Below are 14,345 nucleotides of genomic sequence, written 5' to 3'. Positions count from 1 at the left end.
TTTTACAACGGCGCCAGACTCGACCGATTTTGTCGGCTCTGTCCGCAACCGCGCATTATTCTGGGTCCCTAAGAATATAGCCTCAGGCACCGTATGGGCATTGCGATCTTTGCGCATTTAGACCATTAGGTATCAACCTCATCCCCCACATCGACATTTTTTAGGATAAACCAACCTTGCGAAATAGCAGGCGTCCCGCAGTCACCTGGCCTGCAGGCATTGTGTCGCCTACTCAGCTGGCCTGTAATCGTCCGTCTGGTAGAATCCGCGCCCAACAAAACCTTGCTCTGCGCAGAGAACCCCCGAGAAACCACCAGAGAAGTCTCCATGCTGAACGCCGACGCCCTCAAGCAGCTGACACAGCTGAAAACCGAAATCCGCTCCTCCAAGGAATTTGCCGAGGGGCGAGTGCGAGGCAGCAGCGGCAAATTTGGGTTCATTGTTCTTGACGATGGCCGCGAGGCATTCCTGCCGCCGGCAGAGATGGACCGGGTTTTCCCCGGCGACCGGGTGCGCGTAAGCCTGACAGAAGAGGAGCAGGGAAAACTCACGGCCGAACTGGACCAACTGATCGAATCGAACCTCTCGTATTTGGTGGGCCAGTACATCCAGCGCGGGCAGGGCCATTTCATCCAGCCCAGCGAACAAGGCCTGTCACGCTGGATCTTTCTGCCACCCAAGGCCCGCGGCAAGGCACAGCCGGGTGAGTTCATCGCCTGCTCTATCGCCCGCCACCCTTTCAAGGACGGCAAGTCCCAGGCAAAGGTGGAGAGTGTGATCGGCAAGCCGGATATGGCCGGTATCGAGCATGCATTCATCGTCGCCCAGCACCGCCTGCCGAACCAGTTCAGTGAAGCCGCCCTCGCACAGGCCGCGTCCATTCCGGCAATACTGGAAACGCTGTGCGCAGAGCGCCAGGACCTTTCGGAACTGGGCTTTGTTACCATCGACGCCGAAACCACGCGGGATATGGACGACGCCCTCGCGGTCACTGCCGCCGAGAACGGCTGGAACCTACACATCGCTGTGGCTGACCCTTCGAGCCTGATTGAGCCCGGCTCGCCTCTCGACAAGGAAGCGCGCCAGCGCGCCAACAGCGTTTACCTGACCGGTGAAACCCTGCCGATGCTGCCAGCGAGCCTGTGCGAAAACAGCTTCTCACTGCTGGCGGGCGAGCTGCGTCCGGCACTGGTACTGCATATCGCGGTCGGTGCGGATGGTGCTCTGAATGGCTTTGAGTATGAATTTGCCGCCATCCGCTCCCGGCACAAACTGAGCTACAACCAGGTGGCGCGCTTCATTGAGGGCGACGACAACGCGGTACCCGCCGACCAATACCAGAGCCTGCGCCTGCTCGACAGCCTGAGCAAGGCCCGCGCCAGCTACCGCGCTGGCCACTCCCTGATGATGGAAGACCGTCCCGACTACGAGCTGGTATTGAACGAGCAGCGCAAGATTGAGCGCATCGAAAAGCAGGAGCGCACCGCCGCGCAACGGATGGTGGAAGAAGCCATGCTTGCGGCCAACATCTGCGCCGGTGAGAAGCTTGCGGAAATCGGTACCGGCTGTTTCTCCATTCACTTGGGCTTCCGCGACGAACGGATGGCCGAAATACGTGCGCTGTTAAAAGACGTGCTGCCGGCATATGCGGAGCAGGATCTGCACCAACTGGAGGTGTACCTGCAACTGGTTAAGGAGCTCGAAAGCAGCGAAGACGCGGAAATGAAAAATGTGCTCGCCGTGCTGAAGCGCATGCTGCGTCCCGGTGAGCTGTCCAACAAGGCAGCGCCGCACCTGGGGCTCGGCCTCGCGCATTACGCTACCGTCACCTCCCCTATCCGCAAGTTCAACGACCTGCACAACCACCGCGCTCTGCGTGCCGCCCAGGCCGGCGGCGAGCTTCCGTCACTCAACGACGAACAGGGCGAAGCTCTTCAACAGACTGTGGCCACTGGCCGACAGGCGGATCGCGCACTGCAACAATGGCTCTACTGCCAGTACCTGGAAAGCAAGGTGGGCGAAGAATTTACCGGTAAGATCACCCTGGTAAACGGGGCCGGTATCGGTGTACGCCTGGAAGAGAATGGCATCAACGGATTTGTTCGTTTCAATGGCAAAAAGAATCCGTTCGAGTTTGATGGCAAGCGCCTGCGGATTTCCCGCGGCGAAGAACGCTTCCAGCTGGACCAGGAAGTACCAGTCAAAGTGAGCGCGGTGGATACCGACAAGCGCCGGGTTGCCCTGGAGCTGGTGGTAAATACCCCGGAGGAACAGGCGGATTCCCTCCCGGCGCAGAGCAAAGACACAGCCAGCTGATCCCCGGTACCGTCTCCAATACTCAATTCCAGCCGCGGCGCCACAAGCGCCGCGGCCTTTTTCGGCCCACCCGGATTGCGGTCTATACCCCCGGGCCCAAATACAAGGAAATTCCATGGTAAGCATCGCCGCGCTCAACCCCACCCCTCTGTGGAAGCATTTCGCCAAACTGTGCGAAATCCCACGCCCATCCAAACACGAAGACAAGGTGGTGGCGTATATCGTCGAATTCGCCCAAAGCCGCGGCCTCGATGTGAAGCTGGATCAGATTGGCAACGTCATCATCAAGAAACCGGCTACCCCGGGAATGGAAGAGCGCAAAACGCTGGCCATGCAGAGCCATGTGGATATGGTGCCGCAGAAGAACGCCGACACCGAGCACGACTTCCTCACCGATTCCATTAAGCCTTATATCGATGGCGAATGGGTGACCGCAGAGGGCACCACCCTCGGCGCAGACAATGGCATTGGTGTAGCCGCGATCCTTGCCCTGCTGGAATCCACCGACATTCCGCACCCCGCGCTGGAAGCTCTTCTGACCATCGACGAGGAAGCGGGCATGACCGGTGCCAAGCATCTGCAGCCGGGCCACTTCGAAGCGGAACTGCTGCTGAACCTTGACACTGAAGATGAGGGAGAGCTCTACGTGGGCTGCGCCGGCGGTGTGGATGTAAATGTGTCCCTGCCCTACTCCGCGGAACCAACACCCGCTGGATACCAGGCATTCAAACTGAGCGTGCGCGGCCTGCGCGGCGGCCACTCCGGACTGGATATCGATAAGGGACGGGGCAATGCCAACAAGATCGCCAACCGTATGATCGACAGCGGCCTGACGCAAATTGCCGAGTTGCGTATCGCCAGCCTCGATGGCGGTAGCCTGCGCAATGCCATTCCGAGGGAATCGTTCAGTGTTATTGCCGTCCCGGCAGAAAAAGTCGCCCAACTGCAGGACGTCGTACAGGCGGTGGCGGCGGTCATCAAGGCGGAGCTGGACAACGAAGCCAAACTGGATATTACTCTGGAACAGTGTGATGTCCCGGCAACGGTCATGGACACGCAATCCCAACAAAAGCTGATCCGCGCCATCCGCTGCTGTCCCAATGGTGTGGAGCGCATGAGCACCGCACTTGAGGGCATCGCCGACACCTCCAACAACCTCGCCCGGATCGTTACCGAAACGGAAAATGGCAACAGCCGCGTGCGCATCCAGTGTCTGGTACGCAGCCTCTCCGACAGTGCACGCGATGAACACGGTCTCAACGTGGCCGCCGCCTTCCAGCTCGCCGGCGCCGAGGCCAGCCTCGACAACGCCTACCCGGGTTGGACACCAAATATGCAGTCCCCGCTACTGGCTCTGATGAAAGAGGTCTACCGCGGGATGGAAGGCCGGGAGCCGGACGTTAAAGTGATCCACGCCGGACTCGAATGCGGCCTGCTGGCCAAACCCTACCCCCATTGGGATATGGTCTCCTTCGGCCCCACCATCCGTCGTGCGCACTCACCGGAAGAACGGGTGCATATCCAGAGCGTGGCGAATTTCTGGGCCTATTTTATCAAGGTCGTTGCGGCCATTCCCCGCCGCTGATTCACCTTTGCTGTTTTTCCCCAAAAGGCCCGGCAGACTCACCGGGCCTTTTTGTAATTGGCGGGCAATCGGGTGAAAATGCGCGAAACCTGACAGGAACGTTGGAAATGACCCCTGCCGTCAATAGCGCCATCAAAGCAAAAATCACCTTCCAGCTCCACGAATATACCCACGATCCTGCAGCCGAATCCTACGGGCTGGAAGCCGCGGAGAAGCTCGGACTGCCTCCGGAGAGGGTTTTCAAAACACTGGTGGTCGCGCTGGATGGAAAGTCCCTCGCCGTGGCGATATTGCCAGTGGAATGCCAGCTCAATATGAAGCTGATAGCCCGGGCCGCCGGCGCAAAGAAAGCCGCCATGGCGGATAAAAACGAGGTAGTGCGTTCATCCGGCTATGTGCTCGGGGGCGTAAGCCCGCTGGGACAGAAAAAACTTCTACCGACCTTTCTGCACAACTCGGCGGAAACTGCGCCCACCATTTTCGTCAGCGCCGGTCGACGGGGGCTGGAAATTGAGTTGGCACCACAGGATCTGCTACGTCTCACCCGAGGCCAGTTTGCGCCGTTGGCAGTCTGAATTCGACGATACATAAATTTGCAAGGAGTGATCCATGGCCCACTACGAATGGCTGCTTTTTGACCTGGACGGCACACTGAGTGACCCGGCCGAGGGCTTCATCAACTCCATGAACCACGCGCTCGAATTCCACGATTTTACCCCACGCCCCGCCAGCGAGCTTACGCTCCACATTGGCCCGCCGCTGGAGCAGACCATGGCCCACCTGATAGGTAGCAGCGACGAGAAGCTTATCCGCGCTATGGTGGACAAGTACCGCGAGCGCTATGGTGAGAGCGGATATGCAGAGAACACACTCTACCCCGGCATCACCGAGATGCTGGAAAAACTGAGCCGCAACGACAGTATTCGCCTCGCGGTCTGCACCTCCAAGCGCGCGGATTTTGCCACGCGGATTCTTAAACAGTTCAACCTTCACCACTATTTCGAGTTTGTTAGCGGTGGCGATGTGGGAATTGCCAAATGGCAGCAACTGGAAAAGCTTTTAGCGGAGCGACGTATTACCTCCCGCACGCTTATGATCGGAGACCGCCACTTTGATTTGAGTGCGGCACATAAAAACAAGCTCCACGCCGCCGGAGTACTATGGGGGTATGGCTCGCGCTTAGAACTGCAGGAGCACAAGCCCACGTACCTATTCGAGCGGCCGGGCCAGATTGATGAAACTTTCACTTAAGAAGTGAATCACACAATCGTGTTGTACATCAGAAAATAAAAATCTGTATATGAAGGTATAACTATGAAATATGCTTCCTTTCTGTCCTGCGCTCTTGGCTCCTTGCTTCTCTCTGGTTGTGGCACTGTCACCACGCTTACAAGTACAGATCAGGAGATCGCGACGAATCTCAACAAGCAGAAATCCTCATGCATCAGTATGCCGCGGGTATACAGCGGCGTTGCTTACAATATGTGCAAACTGAACTCGAACGGCAGTTCCATTTACTTCACTCCACTGGTTGGGGTGTATCTGATCGACAGTGTCTTCTCCGCGGCCACCGATACCGTTGCTCTGCCCTACACCATTTACACACAAAGCCAGCAAGGCAATCTGGACATCTAGCAAACAGAGAACACGCGGCCGCCCCGGGCGAGATCGAATTGCCAGTCTCGATTTTGACTGGCTCCACTTCCGCATACATTGGATAATGCGCGGCCGCTTTGACGATCCCGATAAATCTGACAACAAACGGCCTGCTGTATGTGGTTTAAAAACCTGCGCGTCTACCGCCTCACCCGCGAATTCAACCTCTCCGCCGAACAGCTGAACGAGCTGCTCGAACCCACTACCTTCACGCCGTGTGGAAGCCAGGATATGGCCCGCTATGGCTGGGTGGCACCGCTTGGGCGCCACGGCAGCGAACTGGTACACGCCGCCAACGGCTATCTGATGGTATGTGCGAAGAAGCAGGAGAAAGTAATCCCCGCTGCCGTGGTGAATGAAAAAGTCGAGGAACTGGCACAGGCCATCGCCGACAAAGAGGCCCGCAGTGTGGGGCGCAAGGAGCGGCAGAATCTGAAAGACGAAGTGCTGTTGGAAATGCGCCCCAAGGCCTTCGCCCGCTCGCGCCTGCAATTTGCCTATATCGACCCCAAAGATGGCTGGATAGTTGTAAACGCCTCTTCCGCCAAGGCCGCAGAAGAGCTGCTGGAAAACCTGCGCGAAGCCATCAGCAGCCTGTCCGTGGTACCTCTTGCCGCAAAAAATATTCCCCAACAATCCATGACCCACTGGCTCTCCGCACCGGAAGCCCCAACCAATTTTGAATTCGGCAACGAGTGTGAGCTGCGCGACCCTCAGGAATCCGGCAGCGTAATCCGCTGCAAGAACCAGGACCTGTGCGCAGAGGAAATCCACAACCACCTGGTGGCCGGCATGCAGGTGCACAAACTCGGACTTGTCTGGCGCGATGGTGTAGAGCTGATGGTGGACGACCAGCTCGCGATCAAGCGCCTCAAATTCAGTGATGCGGTCACCGAGAAAGCCGACAACGTGGATGCCGACAGCGCCGCGCAACGGTTTGATATTGAATTTTCGGTGATGACCCTGGAAATTTCTGCGCTGCTGAAAGACCTGTTACAGGCCTTCGGTGGTGTGAATACCGACACCGCCAGCGTCGACGAGATTGTCGCCCGCGCAACCCAGAGTGAGCGCGACCGGCAACTGGCAGAGGAAGTCGAGGAAGTCTGACCGAGAAGTTTCCCCGCTATCAACGGACGTGGTTTCAGACCAATCCCAAACTAAGCTGGTGCGGGTCAGTAGCAGAGTAGTTTCGGGATTGGCCCATGAAACAGAATCGCCATAACACTGTCCGCACGATGACCGCGTCAACGCTGGTTGCCCTCGCCACGCTCGGTGGTATTTTTACCGGCACTGGCTGCGCCAGCCCGGATACACAGCACACCGCATCCGCAGCCTTAGGCCCTTATCAGACATTTGGTTTTGGCCCCATCACCGGCAGTAACGGCCGCGCCATATCCCTGGCACAGGATGAGGTTTCCCGGCAGCTGATGGCTCGCGGCCTGATGCCAAGCAGTAACCCCGACCTGTTGGTGAATGTGCAGGTGCGCGCAAATCCTGCGGTCCGCATGCCGGGAACCACATATCTCGGCCGGGCCCACGCCAACATCAACCACACCACTGACGGGCACCTCACCATCGACCTGAAGGATGTGCGCCAGAATCACCTGGTGTGGCGCGGGCATACTTCACACCCCATTACCAGGCAGGTGCTGGACAACCCGCAACGGTCCATGGACCGGGCGGTAGTGGAGGCATTCCGCAGTTTTCCTCCCCACACGCGTTGAGTGTTGTGTTGCCAATGAAAAATGGCCGCGTTTGCGGCCATTTCTACTAAGCGTTTTTCCCTTCAGACTTTCTTCACCGGCCGACCGGGCTCACCCCACAGTACGTGGTACTTTTCCTGCTCCGGCCGATCCACCCGCGAAAAGGTGTGTGCGCCAAAGAAATCCCGCTGCGCCTGCAGCAGGTTGGCGGGCAGGGATTCGCGGCGGAAAGCGTCGTAGTAGCTCAGCGCCGAAGACAGCGCCGGCACCGGAATACCGCCGAGAGAGGCATCGGCCACCGCACGGCGCCAGTTGCCCTGGTGATTGGCAATCTGCTCGATAAAAAATTCATCCAGCAGCAGGTTGGAGAGTTTCACATCCCGCTCATAGGCATCACTGATGGATTGCAGGAATACAGCGCGGATAATACAGCCGGCGCGCCAGATCCGTGCGATTTCAGCGAAATTCAGCTCCCAGCCCTGTTCGCGGGCCGCGAGTTTCATCAAATCGAAGCCCTGGGCATACACACAGATTTTTGCGCAATAGAGCGCATCGTGCAGCTGCGCGATGATTTCGTCGCGCTCGCCTTTCGCCACTGGCGCCACGTCCGGTCCCACCAGCTTTTTCGCCGCACGGGTGCGCAGCACCTTGCGAGTGGAGAGCGCGCGGGCGAAAACCGCTTCGGCAATACTCGGCGCCGGGCAACCCAGCTTCAGGGCGTCCACCGCGGTCCACAGACCGGTGCCTTTCTGGCCAGCGCGGTCGAGAATCATATCTACCAGAGGTTTGCCGGTGACGGAATCGGGGGTATCCAGCACTTCTGCACTGATATCGATCAGGTAGCTGTTGAGCACTCCCTTGTTCCACTCCCGGAAGACGGCAGCGATCTCCCCCGGGGTCATTTCCAGAGCACTGCGCATCACGTCGTACACCTCGCAGATCATCTGCATATCGGCGTACTCGATACCGTTGTGTACCATTTTTACGAAATGACCGGAACCGATAGGGCCGATGTAGGCCGCGCAGGGCTCGCCTTCGGTGACCGGATTGCCCGGTTCGAAGCGTTCAATGGGCTGGCCGCTGGCAGGGTCCACCTTGGCGGCAATGGCATGCCACACTGGCTCGATTCGCGCCCAGGCGTAGCGATCGCCACTTGGCATCAGCGATGGCCCAAAGCGGGCACCCACCTCACCACCGGAAACCGCAGTAGTGAAGAAAATCAGTTTGCCCTCATAGCGTTTGGCGCGCTTGACCGAGTCCGTCCACAGGCTATTGCCGGTATCGATCACGATATCGTCGGCTTGCAGCCCCGCGTCCAGCAGCTTATTGCACACGTCGTCTACCGGTGCCCCTGCGGGCACGGAAAGGACCACCAGATGCGGGGCTTTCACCCGTGCGAGCAGCTCTGTGTAGGAGTTGCAGACCTCCACCCGCGGCGGCTGGTCGCCGCGCTCCAGGGCGTCCTGCGCTTTCAGGGCTTCCAGGCGACTGTGATCCAGGTCAAACGCACACACACGGTATCCGTTGTCGACGAGATTGAGAATGAGGTTTTTCCCCATGACGCCCGCGCCAATAAAACCGATATCGCAGCGTGAATCCGACATGAATTTCTCCAGAATTTGGGTACAGCTTGAAGCGCGCGGAGTATAGCAATCGACAGCGCCGACCGGGAGCTGAAACTAGACAGTCACGGCAAATATGACCGGGGATTTCCCCTTGCGCCACGGTGCCATTACGCTCCCGGAACAACCCGTGTCCATCCACTTTCGGCCCAAGGCGACTGCCCGTGACCATACAAGTTGTACCGGCCAGTGAGTTTTCCGCCCCCAGGAACCGCGCGGTGATCATCCAGCTGCCAGCTCGGACCATTGTAGTCACTCTGGAGAAGCCCGAGTGGTTTGTGGAAACATTGAAGCCGCTCGCGGAGACTCAGATCAGTTGACCACTGCACATCCCTCATTCTCGGGAAATTTCCCGGCTTCCACTTCATGTTTGGCTGTGCGGGGCTGCTGCTCGGCACCCGCAACATGAGCGAGCCTAACCAGCTTGGGGCCGCGAATTTTGATGTCGGAATTATTGCAGGTACCAGAAGTATTAATCCGATTCTATCCACCCTGCTGCCGAGTAAAGATGACGGTAAGGTCTCGGTTTCGCGCACGCGCCTCGCGGGCATGAACGATCAACTGGAGATGCCGGTGACACACGTTTTCATGATGAAAAACCAGACCGTCATCGACCAAGTCATCCACTATCTCCGGCCCGGACAATTTCAGCGCGAAACCGGGCACACCACAGACGACTGATTCTCGCCCCCCGAAACTACACTGGTTGCCCGGTTCCAACAGTTTTTCAGGGCATCCAGTGCAGATATCACGATGGCTTCTACTTTTTCTATGGCTGCTGTTCCAGCCAAATGGGTCATTCGCCGCCGGAGCAGGCTCACCCGGCGCGGTCCAGCAGGAAAAAGTTGAGCTCCGCAACACCCCTCTCAAGCCCGGTGAGGCAACCTCATCACGCAGTCAGACCGCACATATCACCGCCAGAATCAATGGCCATCAGTCCATTGAATACCTGATCGATGCCAGAACCGGCCAATCGCTGGAGCTGGATATACAGAGTTCTAACAGCCAGGCCAGCTATCATGTCACTGCACCGGCAGCGCCGCGCGCATTGCACAAGGGACGCGGCCACCACTCGCACTTTATCGCCACTCTTCCCCGCGACGGTACCTACCGGGTATTGATTTACCTGATGCACAACGCCGCTCAGGATGGAGAGAGCGCGGACTTCGCGCTGAATATCCGGCTGCGCAACCCAGGTTAACTCCAATCCCATTATGCTGATCAAGATGCAGGAAAATGAACCGCGGAGTACTGAAACGGATAAGGAGCAAACCGTTTCCGCGGACTACAGCGCGGCAATTGACCAGGTCGACAGTTGGGTGGACGGCGCCATCCGGTTGCTGCCCAACTTCACCGTCGCATTGGTGGTATTGCTATTCGCCCTTTTAGTCGGAAGTGTTCTAAGTTTTCTGATCCGCCGGCAACTCAAACGCCGGTCCCGGGACAACCTTGGCGACGTACTCGGCAGCCTGGTCAAATGGTGCTTAGTACTGGTGGGATTCCTGCTCGCCGCGACCATTGTCATGCCAAGTCTCAAGCCTGGAGACCTCATTGCCGGGCTGGGTGTCGGTTCCGTCGCCATCGGTTTTGCCTTCAAAGACATCCTGCAAAACTGGCTGGCGGGCCTTTTGATTCTCGTGCGCCAGCCGTTTGCCATAGGTGACCAGATCAAAGTCGCCGAATTCGAGGGCACCGTGCACCGTATCGAAACCCGCGCGACGCTGATCGACACTTATGACGGCGAGCGAGTGGTCGTACCGAATAGCGACATTTATACCAATGCAATCGTCGTGAAAACGGCCCATACCAGACGTCGCAGTGAGTATGAAATCGGCATCGGCTACAGCGATGACATCGGTCAGGCCTGCGAAGTGATCCGCAATACCCTGGCAGACGTCGAAGGCGTCCTGCATGAACCGGCGCCGGAAGCCCTGCCCTGGGATTTGTCAGCCAGTTGGGTGTCCATCAGTATGCGCTGGTGGACAAACAGCGCAAAATCAGACGTGACCCACGTCCGTGCCCAGGTGATTCAGGCGGTGAAAGAAGCCTTGGATGAAGCAGGTATCGACATGCCATTCGAGACACAGGTCCACCTCTTCCACGATCAGACCGATGAATCCGATGGCGAGCGCGGAGTCCAGCGGGAGGGCTGGCCTGCGAACCGGGCGGAAAAACCGCCGCGTCCACGCTGGAAAGCCAGTGAGGAACAGAGGGCCGCTGGGCAGGGTACGTCTGGGCAGAGCAGGAATCGGGGATCCGGGAAATCCGCAGATGGAAATGAATGAACCCACCGGCCGGTGGGTTCTGTAACAGTCACACCCGAGCCGTCGCTCAGCCGATCTTGCGGATACCCACAGCTTCGCGGAGCTTCGCCAGGAACGGACGGGAATATTCGCGGGCCTTGTGCGCACCCTTTTCCAGTTCCACCTCGATCTGCGCCGGATTGGCCAACAGTTCGTTGTAGCGCTCGCGGGCCTCACCGATCTGGCCATTGATCAACTCGAACAACTGCTTCTTGGCCTCACCCCAGGCGATGCCCTCTTCGAAGGCCTTGCGCATTTCCGCGGTCTGCTCCGACGCGGCAAAGGCCTGCCAGATCTGGAACACGGTAGAGGTATCCGGGTCTTTCGGCTCCCCGGGCTCCAGCAGGTTGGTTTTGATCTTGTTAATGTGCTTTTTCAGCTGTTTTTCCGGCAGGAACAACGGGATGGTGTTGCCGTAACTTTTGCTCATCTTACGGCCATCAAGACCCTGTAATACCGAGACATTCTCATCCACCACCGCTTCCGGCAGCACAAAATGCTCGCCGTAGTGATGGTTGAAACGGGCTCCGATATCCCGTGCCATTTCAATATGCTGGATCTGGTCCTTGCCTACCGGCACCTTGTTGGCATTGAACATCAGGATGTCGGCGGCCATCAGGATCGGGTAGCTGTACAGGCCCATAGTGATGCCAAAATCGGAGTCCTGGCCATCGTCGCGGTTGCTGTCTACTGCCGCTTTGTAGGCATGGGCGCGATTCATCAACCCTTTGGCGGTCTGGCAAGTGAGCAGCCAGGTCAGTTCGGGGATCTCGGTAATATCCGACTGGCGGTAGAAGACTACGTTATCGGTATTCAGCCCCAACGCCAGCCAGGTGGCGGCGATCTCAAGGGTGGACTGATGCACCTGTTCCGGGTCCTGACATTTGATCAGCGCGTGGTAATCCGCCAGGAAATAGAAAGACTGATTGCTCTCCTCCTGACTGGCGGCAATGGCCGGGCGAATGGCGCCCACATAGTTGCCCAGGTGAGGGGTTCCGGTGGTGGTAATGCCGGTGAGTACGCGCTGCTTGCTCATAAATCCTTGCTGTTCCGTTCTTCTGAGTTGCTGTCGGAGAATGCACGGCGGAATGATACCTGTTTCCCGCACGAGGGGGTACGCTCAGTCCACGCGCGCGCCAGCCCCGGCACACTGCTCCAGCAGCTGGCGATATTCCCCTTGCAGGGCATTCCAGCTCAATCCGGAAACATCCGGCACACGTAGAGCAACACCGCGTTGAACAGCCAGAGCACATCGCTCCATCACATTGGCGAGATTTGCCGCGCTCAATGCGACATCTCCGCTATAGCGCCAGCCGCCCGATCCAAACCACTCGGGATAGGCGAGATTATCCGGCACCAGCGGTACACACCCTGCCGCCACGGCCTCCAGCACAGCAAGCCCCTGAAAGTCATGTCGGGCAGTGGAAATAACCGCATGGCTTTGCCTCAGAATATTGCGGTAGTCAGAGAGGCTCTCCCGATAACCCCATACCCCCTGCGCACCAAGGTCTTTCAGCAGCTGGTGTAGATGGGTGAATTCCACTGGCTGCCGCCGAAACTGTTGCCCCACCACATGCAAGGTAAAGGGAATCTGCAAGCCTCCGAAAAGCTGCACCGCAGCCAGCAATATGTCCGGCCCCTTGTCGTACTCCCAGCGATGATTCCACACAAAAGTTGGTCGAGACGGCTTCGTCTGTGGTATCTGATACGCCGCGACCTCCAGCGGCACCGGCAATACGCGGGATTTCCCGGCGATTTCCTCACAGATACCTTTCGGCACCTGGTCCGGCAACCTCAACAGCAGCGTTTCGGCGCCGTCAAGCAGGGTCCTGCGGTTGTATTCGGAATTGAACAGCAACAGGTCGCCGCAAAGGGCCGTGTATATATTCAGAAGCTGCGGCTCGACACTCGCCACCGCATCTTTGCTGCGCGGATAGTCAAACTGGTTTTCGTGAAAATAGACCGCCGTGGGCACACTGGCAAGGGATGGCACCAGCCCTCGCAGGGAGGCGAGATCGGTCATTGAGGTAGTGACGATCAGATCCCAGGGCTGCTGCAGCAATGCGCGGGCTTCACCCCGCCCCCAACTGAGGCTGTTGCCGCGCACCCGCCAGCTGAAATAACGCGGTGGCAGGGTGAGCACCGTCCATTGCCATTCGGGAATCGCGGCCACGAGGCCGCGCCGCCAGCGCTTGTGACTGTCGGCATCGTAGGCGGAAAGCAGGAGCACTTTCACGGTTGCCGGCCTGAGGCGCGTATCGCAGGTCAGCTGAAATCGCGGATATTCGTCAGGCGCGCAAACAGGCTCGAAGTATCCCAGCGGCTGCCGCCGAGCGCTTGCACTTCACTGTAAAATTGATCCACCAACGCAGTCACCGGCAGCAAAGCGCCGTTGCGCTTGGCCTCATCGAGCACAATACCGAGGTCTTTGCGCATCCAGTCCACCGCAAAGCCGTGTTCGTACTCTCCAGCGAGCATGGTCTTATAGCGGTTTTCCATCTGCCAGCTCTGGGCCGCCCCCTTGGAGATCACTTCCACCACTTGCGCGGCGTCAAGCCCCGCGGCGCGGGCAAAATGCAGCCCTTCGGAGAGCCCCTGCACCACCCCGGCGATACAGATCTGATTAACCATCTTGCACAGTTGCCCACTACCCACCGGACCCAGCAAGTTGACGGCGCGAGCATAGCACTTGAGCAACGGTTTGACCCGCTGATAGACGCTCTCGTCGCCGCCGACCATGATAGTGAGCGCGCCGTTTTCCGCACCTGCCTGCCCACCGGAAACCGGTGCATCCAGAAATCCAATACCCTGCGCTGCCGCCGCAGCGGCGAGTTCACGTGCGACATTGGCCGACGCCGTGGTGTGATCCACGAACACACTGTCCTGGTCCATTCCGAGAAAAGCCCCATCCGGTCCGGTGGTGACCTGGCGCAAGTCGTCGTCGTTACCTACGCAGGCAAACACAAACTCGGCGCCACGCGCCGCTTCCGCCGGCGTCGCGAAAGCTTCACCGCGATAGGCTTCCAGCCATTTGTCGGCGCGGCTTGTGGTGCGGTTATAGACCCGCACCCGATACCCGGCATTGGAAAGATAACCCGCCATGGGATATCCCATTACGCCAAGCCCAATAAATGCCACTGTGGTTGTCATAAATACACCT

The 14,345-nt window shown here is 58.4% G+C and carries 15 protein-coding genes; 11 read left to right on the top strand and 4 right to left on the bottom strand.

Annotated elements, in window-relative coordinates; genetic code table 11:
• Positions 1 to 327 precede the first annotated feature (327 nt).
• The 7 genes from FDY93_RS08485 to FDY93_RS08455 all read left to right on the top strand — a co-directional run bounded on the left by FDY93_RS08485 (position 328) and on the right by FDY93_RS08455 (position 7,281).
• Positions 328 to 2,316 (top strand): VacB/RNase II family 3'-5' exoribonuclease, encoded by a 1,989-nt coding sequence (locus FDY93_RS08485; protein ID WP_138235311.1) that lies wholly within the window; start codon positions 328 to 330, stop codon positions 2,314 to 2,316.
• Between the two features lie 115 nt (positions 2,317 to 2,431).
• A complete protein-coding gene (locus FDY93_RS08480; protein ID WP_138235310.1) occupies positions 2,432 to 3,901 on the top strand; it encodes an aminoacyl-histidine dipeptidase in 1,470 nt (489 codons plus the stop codon).
• A 107-nt stretch (positions 3,902 to 4,008) separates the two neighbouring features.
• Positions 4,009 to 4,476: a Cys-tRNA(Pro) deacylase gene (gene ybaK, locus FDY93_RS08475; RefSeq protein WP_138235309.1), complete on the top strand. Its 468-nt coding sequence runs from the start codon at positions 4,009 to 4,011 to the stop codon at positions 4,474 to 4,476.
• A gap of 34 nt (positions 4,477 to 4,510) precedes the next feature.
• Positions 4,511 to 5,152 carry an HAD hydrolase-like protein gene (locus FDY93_RS08470; protein WP_138235308.1) on the top strand — a complete coding sequence of 214 codons (642 nt, stop codon included), beginning with the start codon at positions 4,511 to 4,513 and terminating at the stop codon, positions 5,150 to 5,152.
• Positions 5,153 to 5,215: 63 nt separating this feature from the next.
• Positions 5,216 to 5,536 carry a YceK/YidQ family lipoprotein gene (locus FDY93_RS08465; protein WP_138235307.1) on the top strand — a complete coding sequence of 107 codons (321 nt, stop codon included), beginning with the start codon at positions 5,216 to 5,218 and terminating at the stop codon, positions 5,534 to 5,536.
• Positions 5,537 to 5,674: 138 nt separating this feature from the next.
• Positions 5,675 to 6,664, top strand: coding sequence for a recombination-associated protein RdgC (gene rdgC, locus FDY93_RS08460; RefSeq protein WP_138235306.1), 990 nt, complete (start codon positions 5,675 to 5,677; stop codon positions 6,662 to 6,664).
• A 95-nt stretch (positions 6,665 to 6,759) separates the two neighbouring features.
• Entirely contained in the window at positions 6,760 to 7,281 is a 522-nt protein-coding gene (locus FDY93_RS08455; RefSeq protein WP_138235305.1) for a DUF4136 domain-containing protein, read from the top strand.
• Positions 7,282 to 7,343: 62 nt separating this feature from the next.
• Here the strand turns inward: FDY93_RS08455 and gndA are convergent, their stop codons facing one another.
• Entirely contained in the window at positions 7,344 to 8,864 is a 1,521-nt protein-coding gene (gndA, locus tag FDY93_RS08450) for an NADP-dependent phosphogluconate dehydrogenase (RefSeq protein ID WP_138235304.1), read from the bottom strand.
• A gap of 182 nt (positions 8,865 to 9,046) precedes the next feature.
• Between gndA and FDY93_RS19455 the strand changes: the two genes are divergently transcribed.
• From FDY93_RS19455 to FDY93_RS08435, 4 genes are read left to right on the top strand one after another with little or no spacing between them, the layout of a single operon-like run.
• A complete protein-coding gene (locus FDY93_RS19455) occupies positions 9,047 to 9,202 on the top strand; it encodes a hypothetical protein (RefSeq protein ID WP_171018939.1) in 156 nt (51 codons plus the stop codon).
• A gap of 46 nt (positions 9,203 to 9,248) precedes the next feature.
• A complete protein-coding gene (locus FDY93_RS08445; RefSeq protein WP_181954060.1) occupies positions 9,249 to 9,563 on the top strand; it encodes a hypothetical protein in 315 nt (104 codons plus the stop codon).
• A gap of 58 nt (positions 9,564 to 9,621) precedes the next feature.
• Complete coding sequence (locus FDY93_RS08440; RefSeq protein ID WP_138235303.1) at positions 9,622 to 10,083, top strand: hypothetical protein; 462 nt, start codon at positions 9,622 to 9,624, stop codon at positions 10,081 to 10,083.
• A 13-nt stretch (positions 10,084 to 10,096) separates the two neighbouring features.
• A complete protein-coding gene (locus FDY93_RS08435; protein ID WP_246068514.1) occupies positions 10,097 to 11,167 on the top strand; it encodes a mechanosensitive ion channel family protein in 1,071 nt (356 codons plus the stop codon).
• Between the two features lie 46 nt (positions 11,168 to 11,213).
• Here the strand turns inward: FDY93_RS08435 and FDY93_RS08430 are convergent, their stop codons facing one another.
• The 3 genes from FDY93_RS08430 to FDY93_RS08420 all read right to left on the bottom strand — a co-directional run bounded on the left by FDY93_RS08430 (position 11,214) and on the right by FDY93_RS08420 (position 14,335).
• Entirely contained in the window at positions 11,214 to 12,221 is a 1,008-nt protein-coding gene (locus FDY93_RS08430; RefSeq protein ID WP_138235302.1) for a tryptophan--tRNA ligase, read from the bottom strand.
• 84 nt (positions 12,222 to 12,305) lie between these two features.
• Positions 12,306 to 13,421, bottom strand: coding sequence for a tRNA-queuosine alpha-mannosyltransferase domain-containing protein (locus tag FDY93_RS08425; RefSeq protein WP_171018938.1), 1,116 nt, complete (start codon positions 13,419 to 13,421; stop codon positions 12,306 to 12,308).
• Positions 13,422 to 13,450: 29 nt separating this feature from the next.
• Complete coding sequence (locus FDY93_RS08420) at positions 13,451 to 14,335, bottom strand: NAD(P)-dependent oxidoreductase (RefSeq protein WP_138235301.1); 885 nt, start codon at positions 14,333 to 14,335, stop codon at positions 13,451 to 13,453.
• Positions 14,336 to 14,345 lie beyond the last annotated feature (10 nt).

This window comes from Microbulbifer harenosus, from assembly GCF_005771435.1.
In the GTDB taxonomy this organism is placed as follows: domain Bacteria; phylum Pseudomonadota; class Gammaproteobacteria; order Pseudomonadales; family Cellvibrionaceae; genus Microbulbifer; species Microbulbifer harenosus.
This window is presented reverse-complemented; position numbering and strand designations above follow the sequence as displayed.

What these genes read in the sequence shown, in the direction of transcription:
- FDY93_RS08485 (WP_138235311.1), top strand. Translation starts at nt 328, where the DNA reads ATGCTGAACGCCGACGCCCTCAAGCAGCTGACACAGCTGAAAACCGAA.
- FDY93_RS08480 (WP_138235310.1), top strand. Translation starts at nt 2,432, where the DNA reads ATGGTAAGCATCGCCGCGCTCAACCCCACCCCTCTGTGGAAGCATTTC.
- ybaK (WP_138235309.1), top strand. Translation starts at nt 4,009, where the DNA reads ATGACCCCTGCCGTCAATAGCGCCATCAAAGCAAAAATCACCTTCCAG.
- FDY93_RS08470 (WP_138235308.1), top strand. Translation starts at nt 4,511, where the DNA reads ATGGCCCACTACGAATGGCTGCTTTTTGACCTGGACGGCACACTGAGT.
- FDY93_RS08465 (WP_138235307.1), top strand. Translation starts at nt 5,216, where the DNA reads ATGAAATATGCTTCCTTTCTGTCCTGCGCTCTTGGCTCCTTGCTTCTC.
- rdgC (WP_138235306.1), top strand. Translation starts at nt 5,675, where the DNA reads ATGTGGTTTAAAAACCTGCGCGTCTACCGCCTCACCCGCGAATTCAAC.
- FDY93_RS08455 (WP_138235305.1), top strand. Translation starts at nt 6,760, where the DNA reads ATGAAACAGAATCGCCATAACACTGTCCGCACGATGACCGCGTCAACG.
- gndA (WP_138235304.1), bottom strand. Translation starts at nt 8,864, where the DNA reads ATGTCGGATTCACGCTGCGATATCGGTTTTATTGGCGCGGGCGTCATG.
- FDY93_RS08445 (WP_181954060.1), top strand. Translation starts at nt 9,249, where the DNA reads ATGTTTGGCTGTGCGGGGCTGCTGCTCGGCACCCGCAACATGAGCGAG.
- FDY93_RS08435 (WP_246068514.1), top strand. Translation starts at nt 10,097, where the DNA reads ATGCTGATCAAGATGCAGGAAAATGAACCGCGGAGTACTGAAACGGAT.
- FDY93_RS08430 (WP_138235302.1), bottom strand. Translation starts at nt 12,221, where the DNA reads ATGAGCAAGCAGCGCGTACTCACCGGCATTACCACCACCGGAACCCCT.
- FDY93_RS08420 (WP_138235301.1), bottom strand. Translation starts at nt 14,335, where the DNA reads ATGACAACCACAGTGGCATTTATTGGGCTTGGCGTAATGGGATATCCC.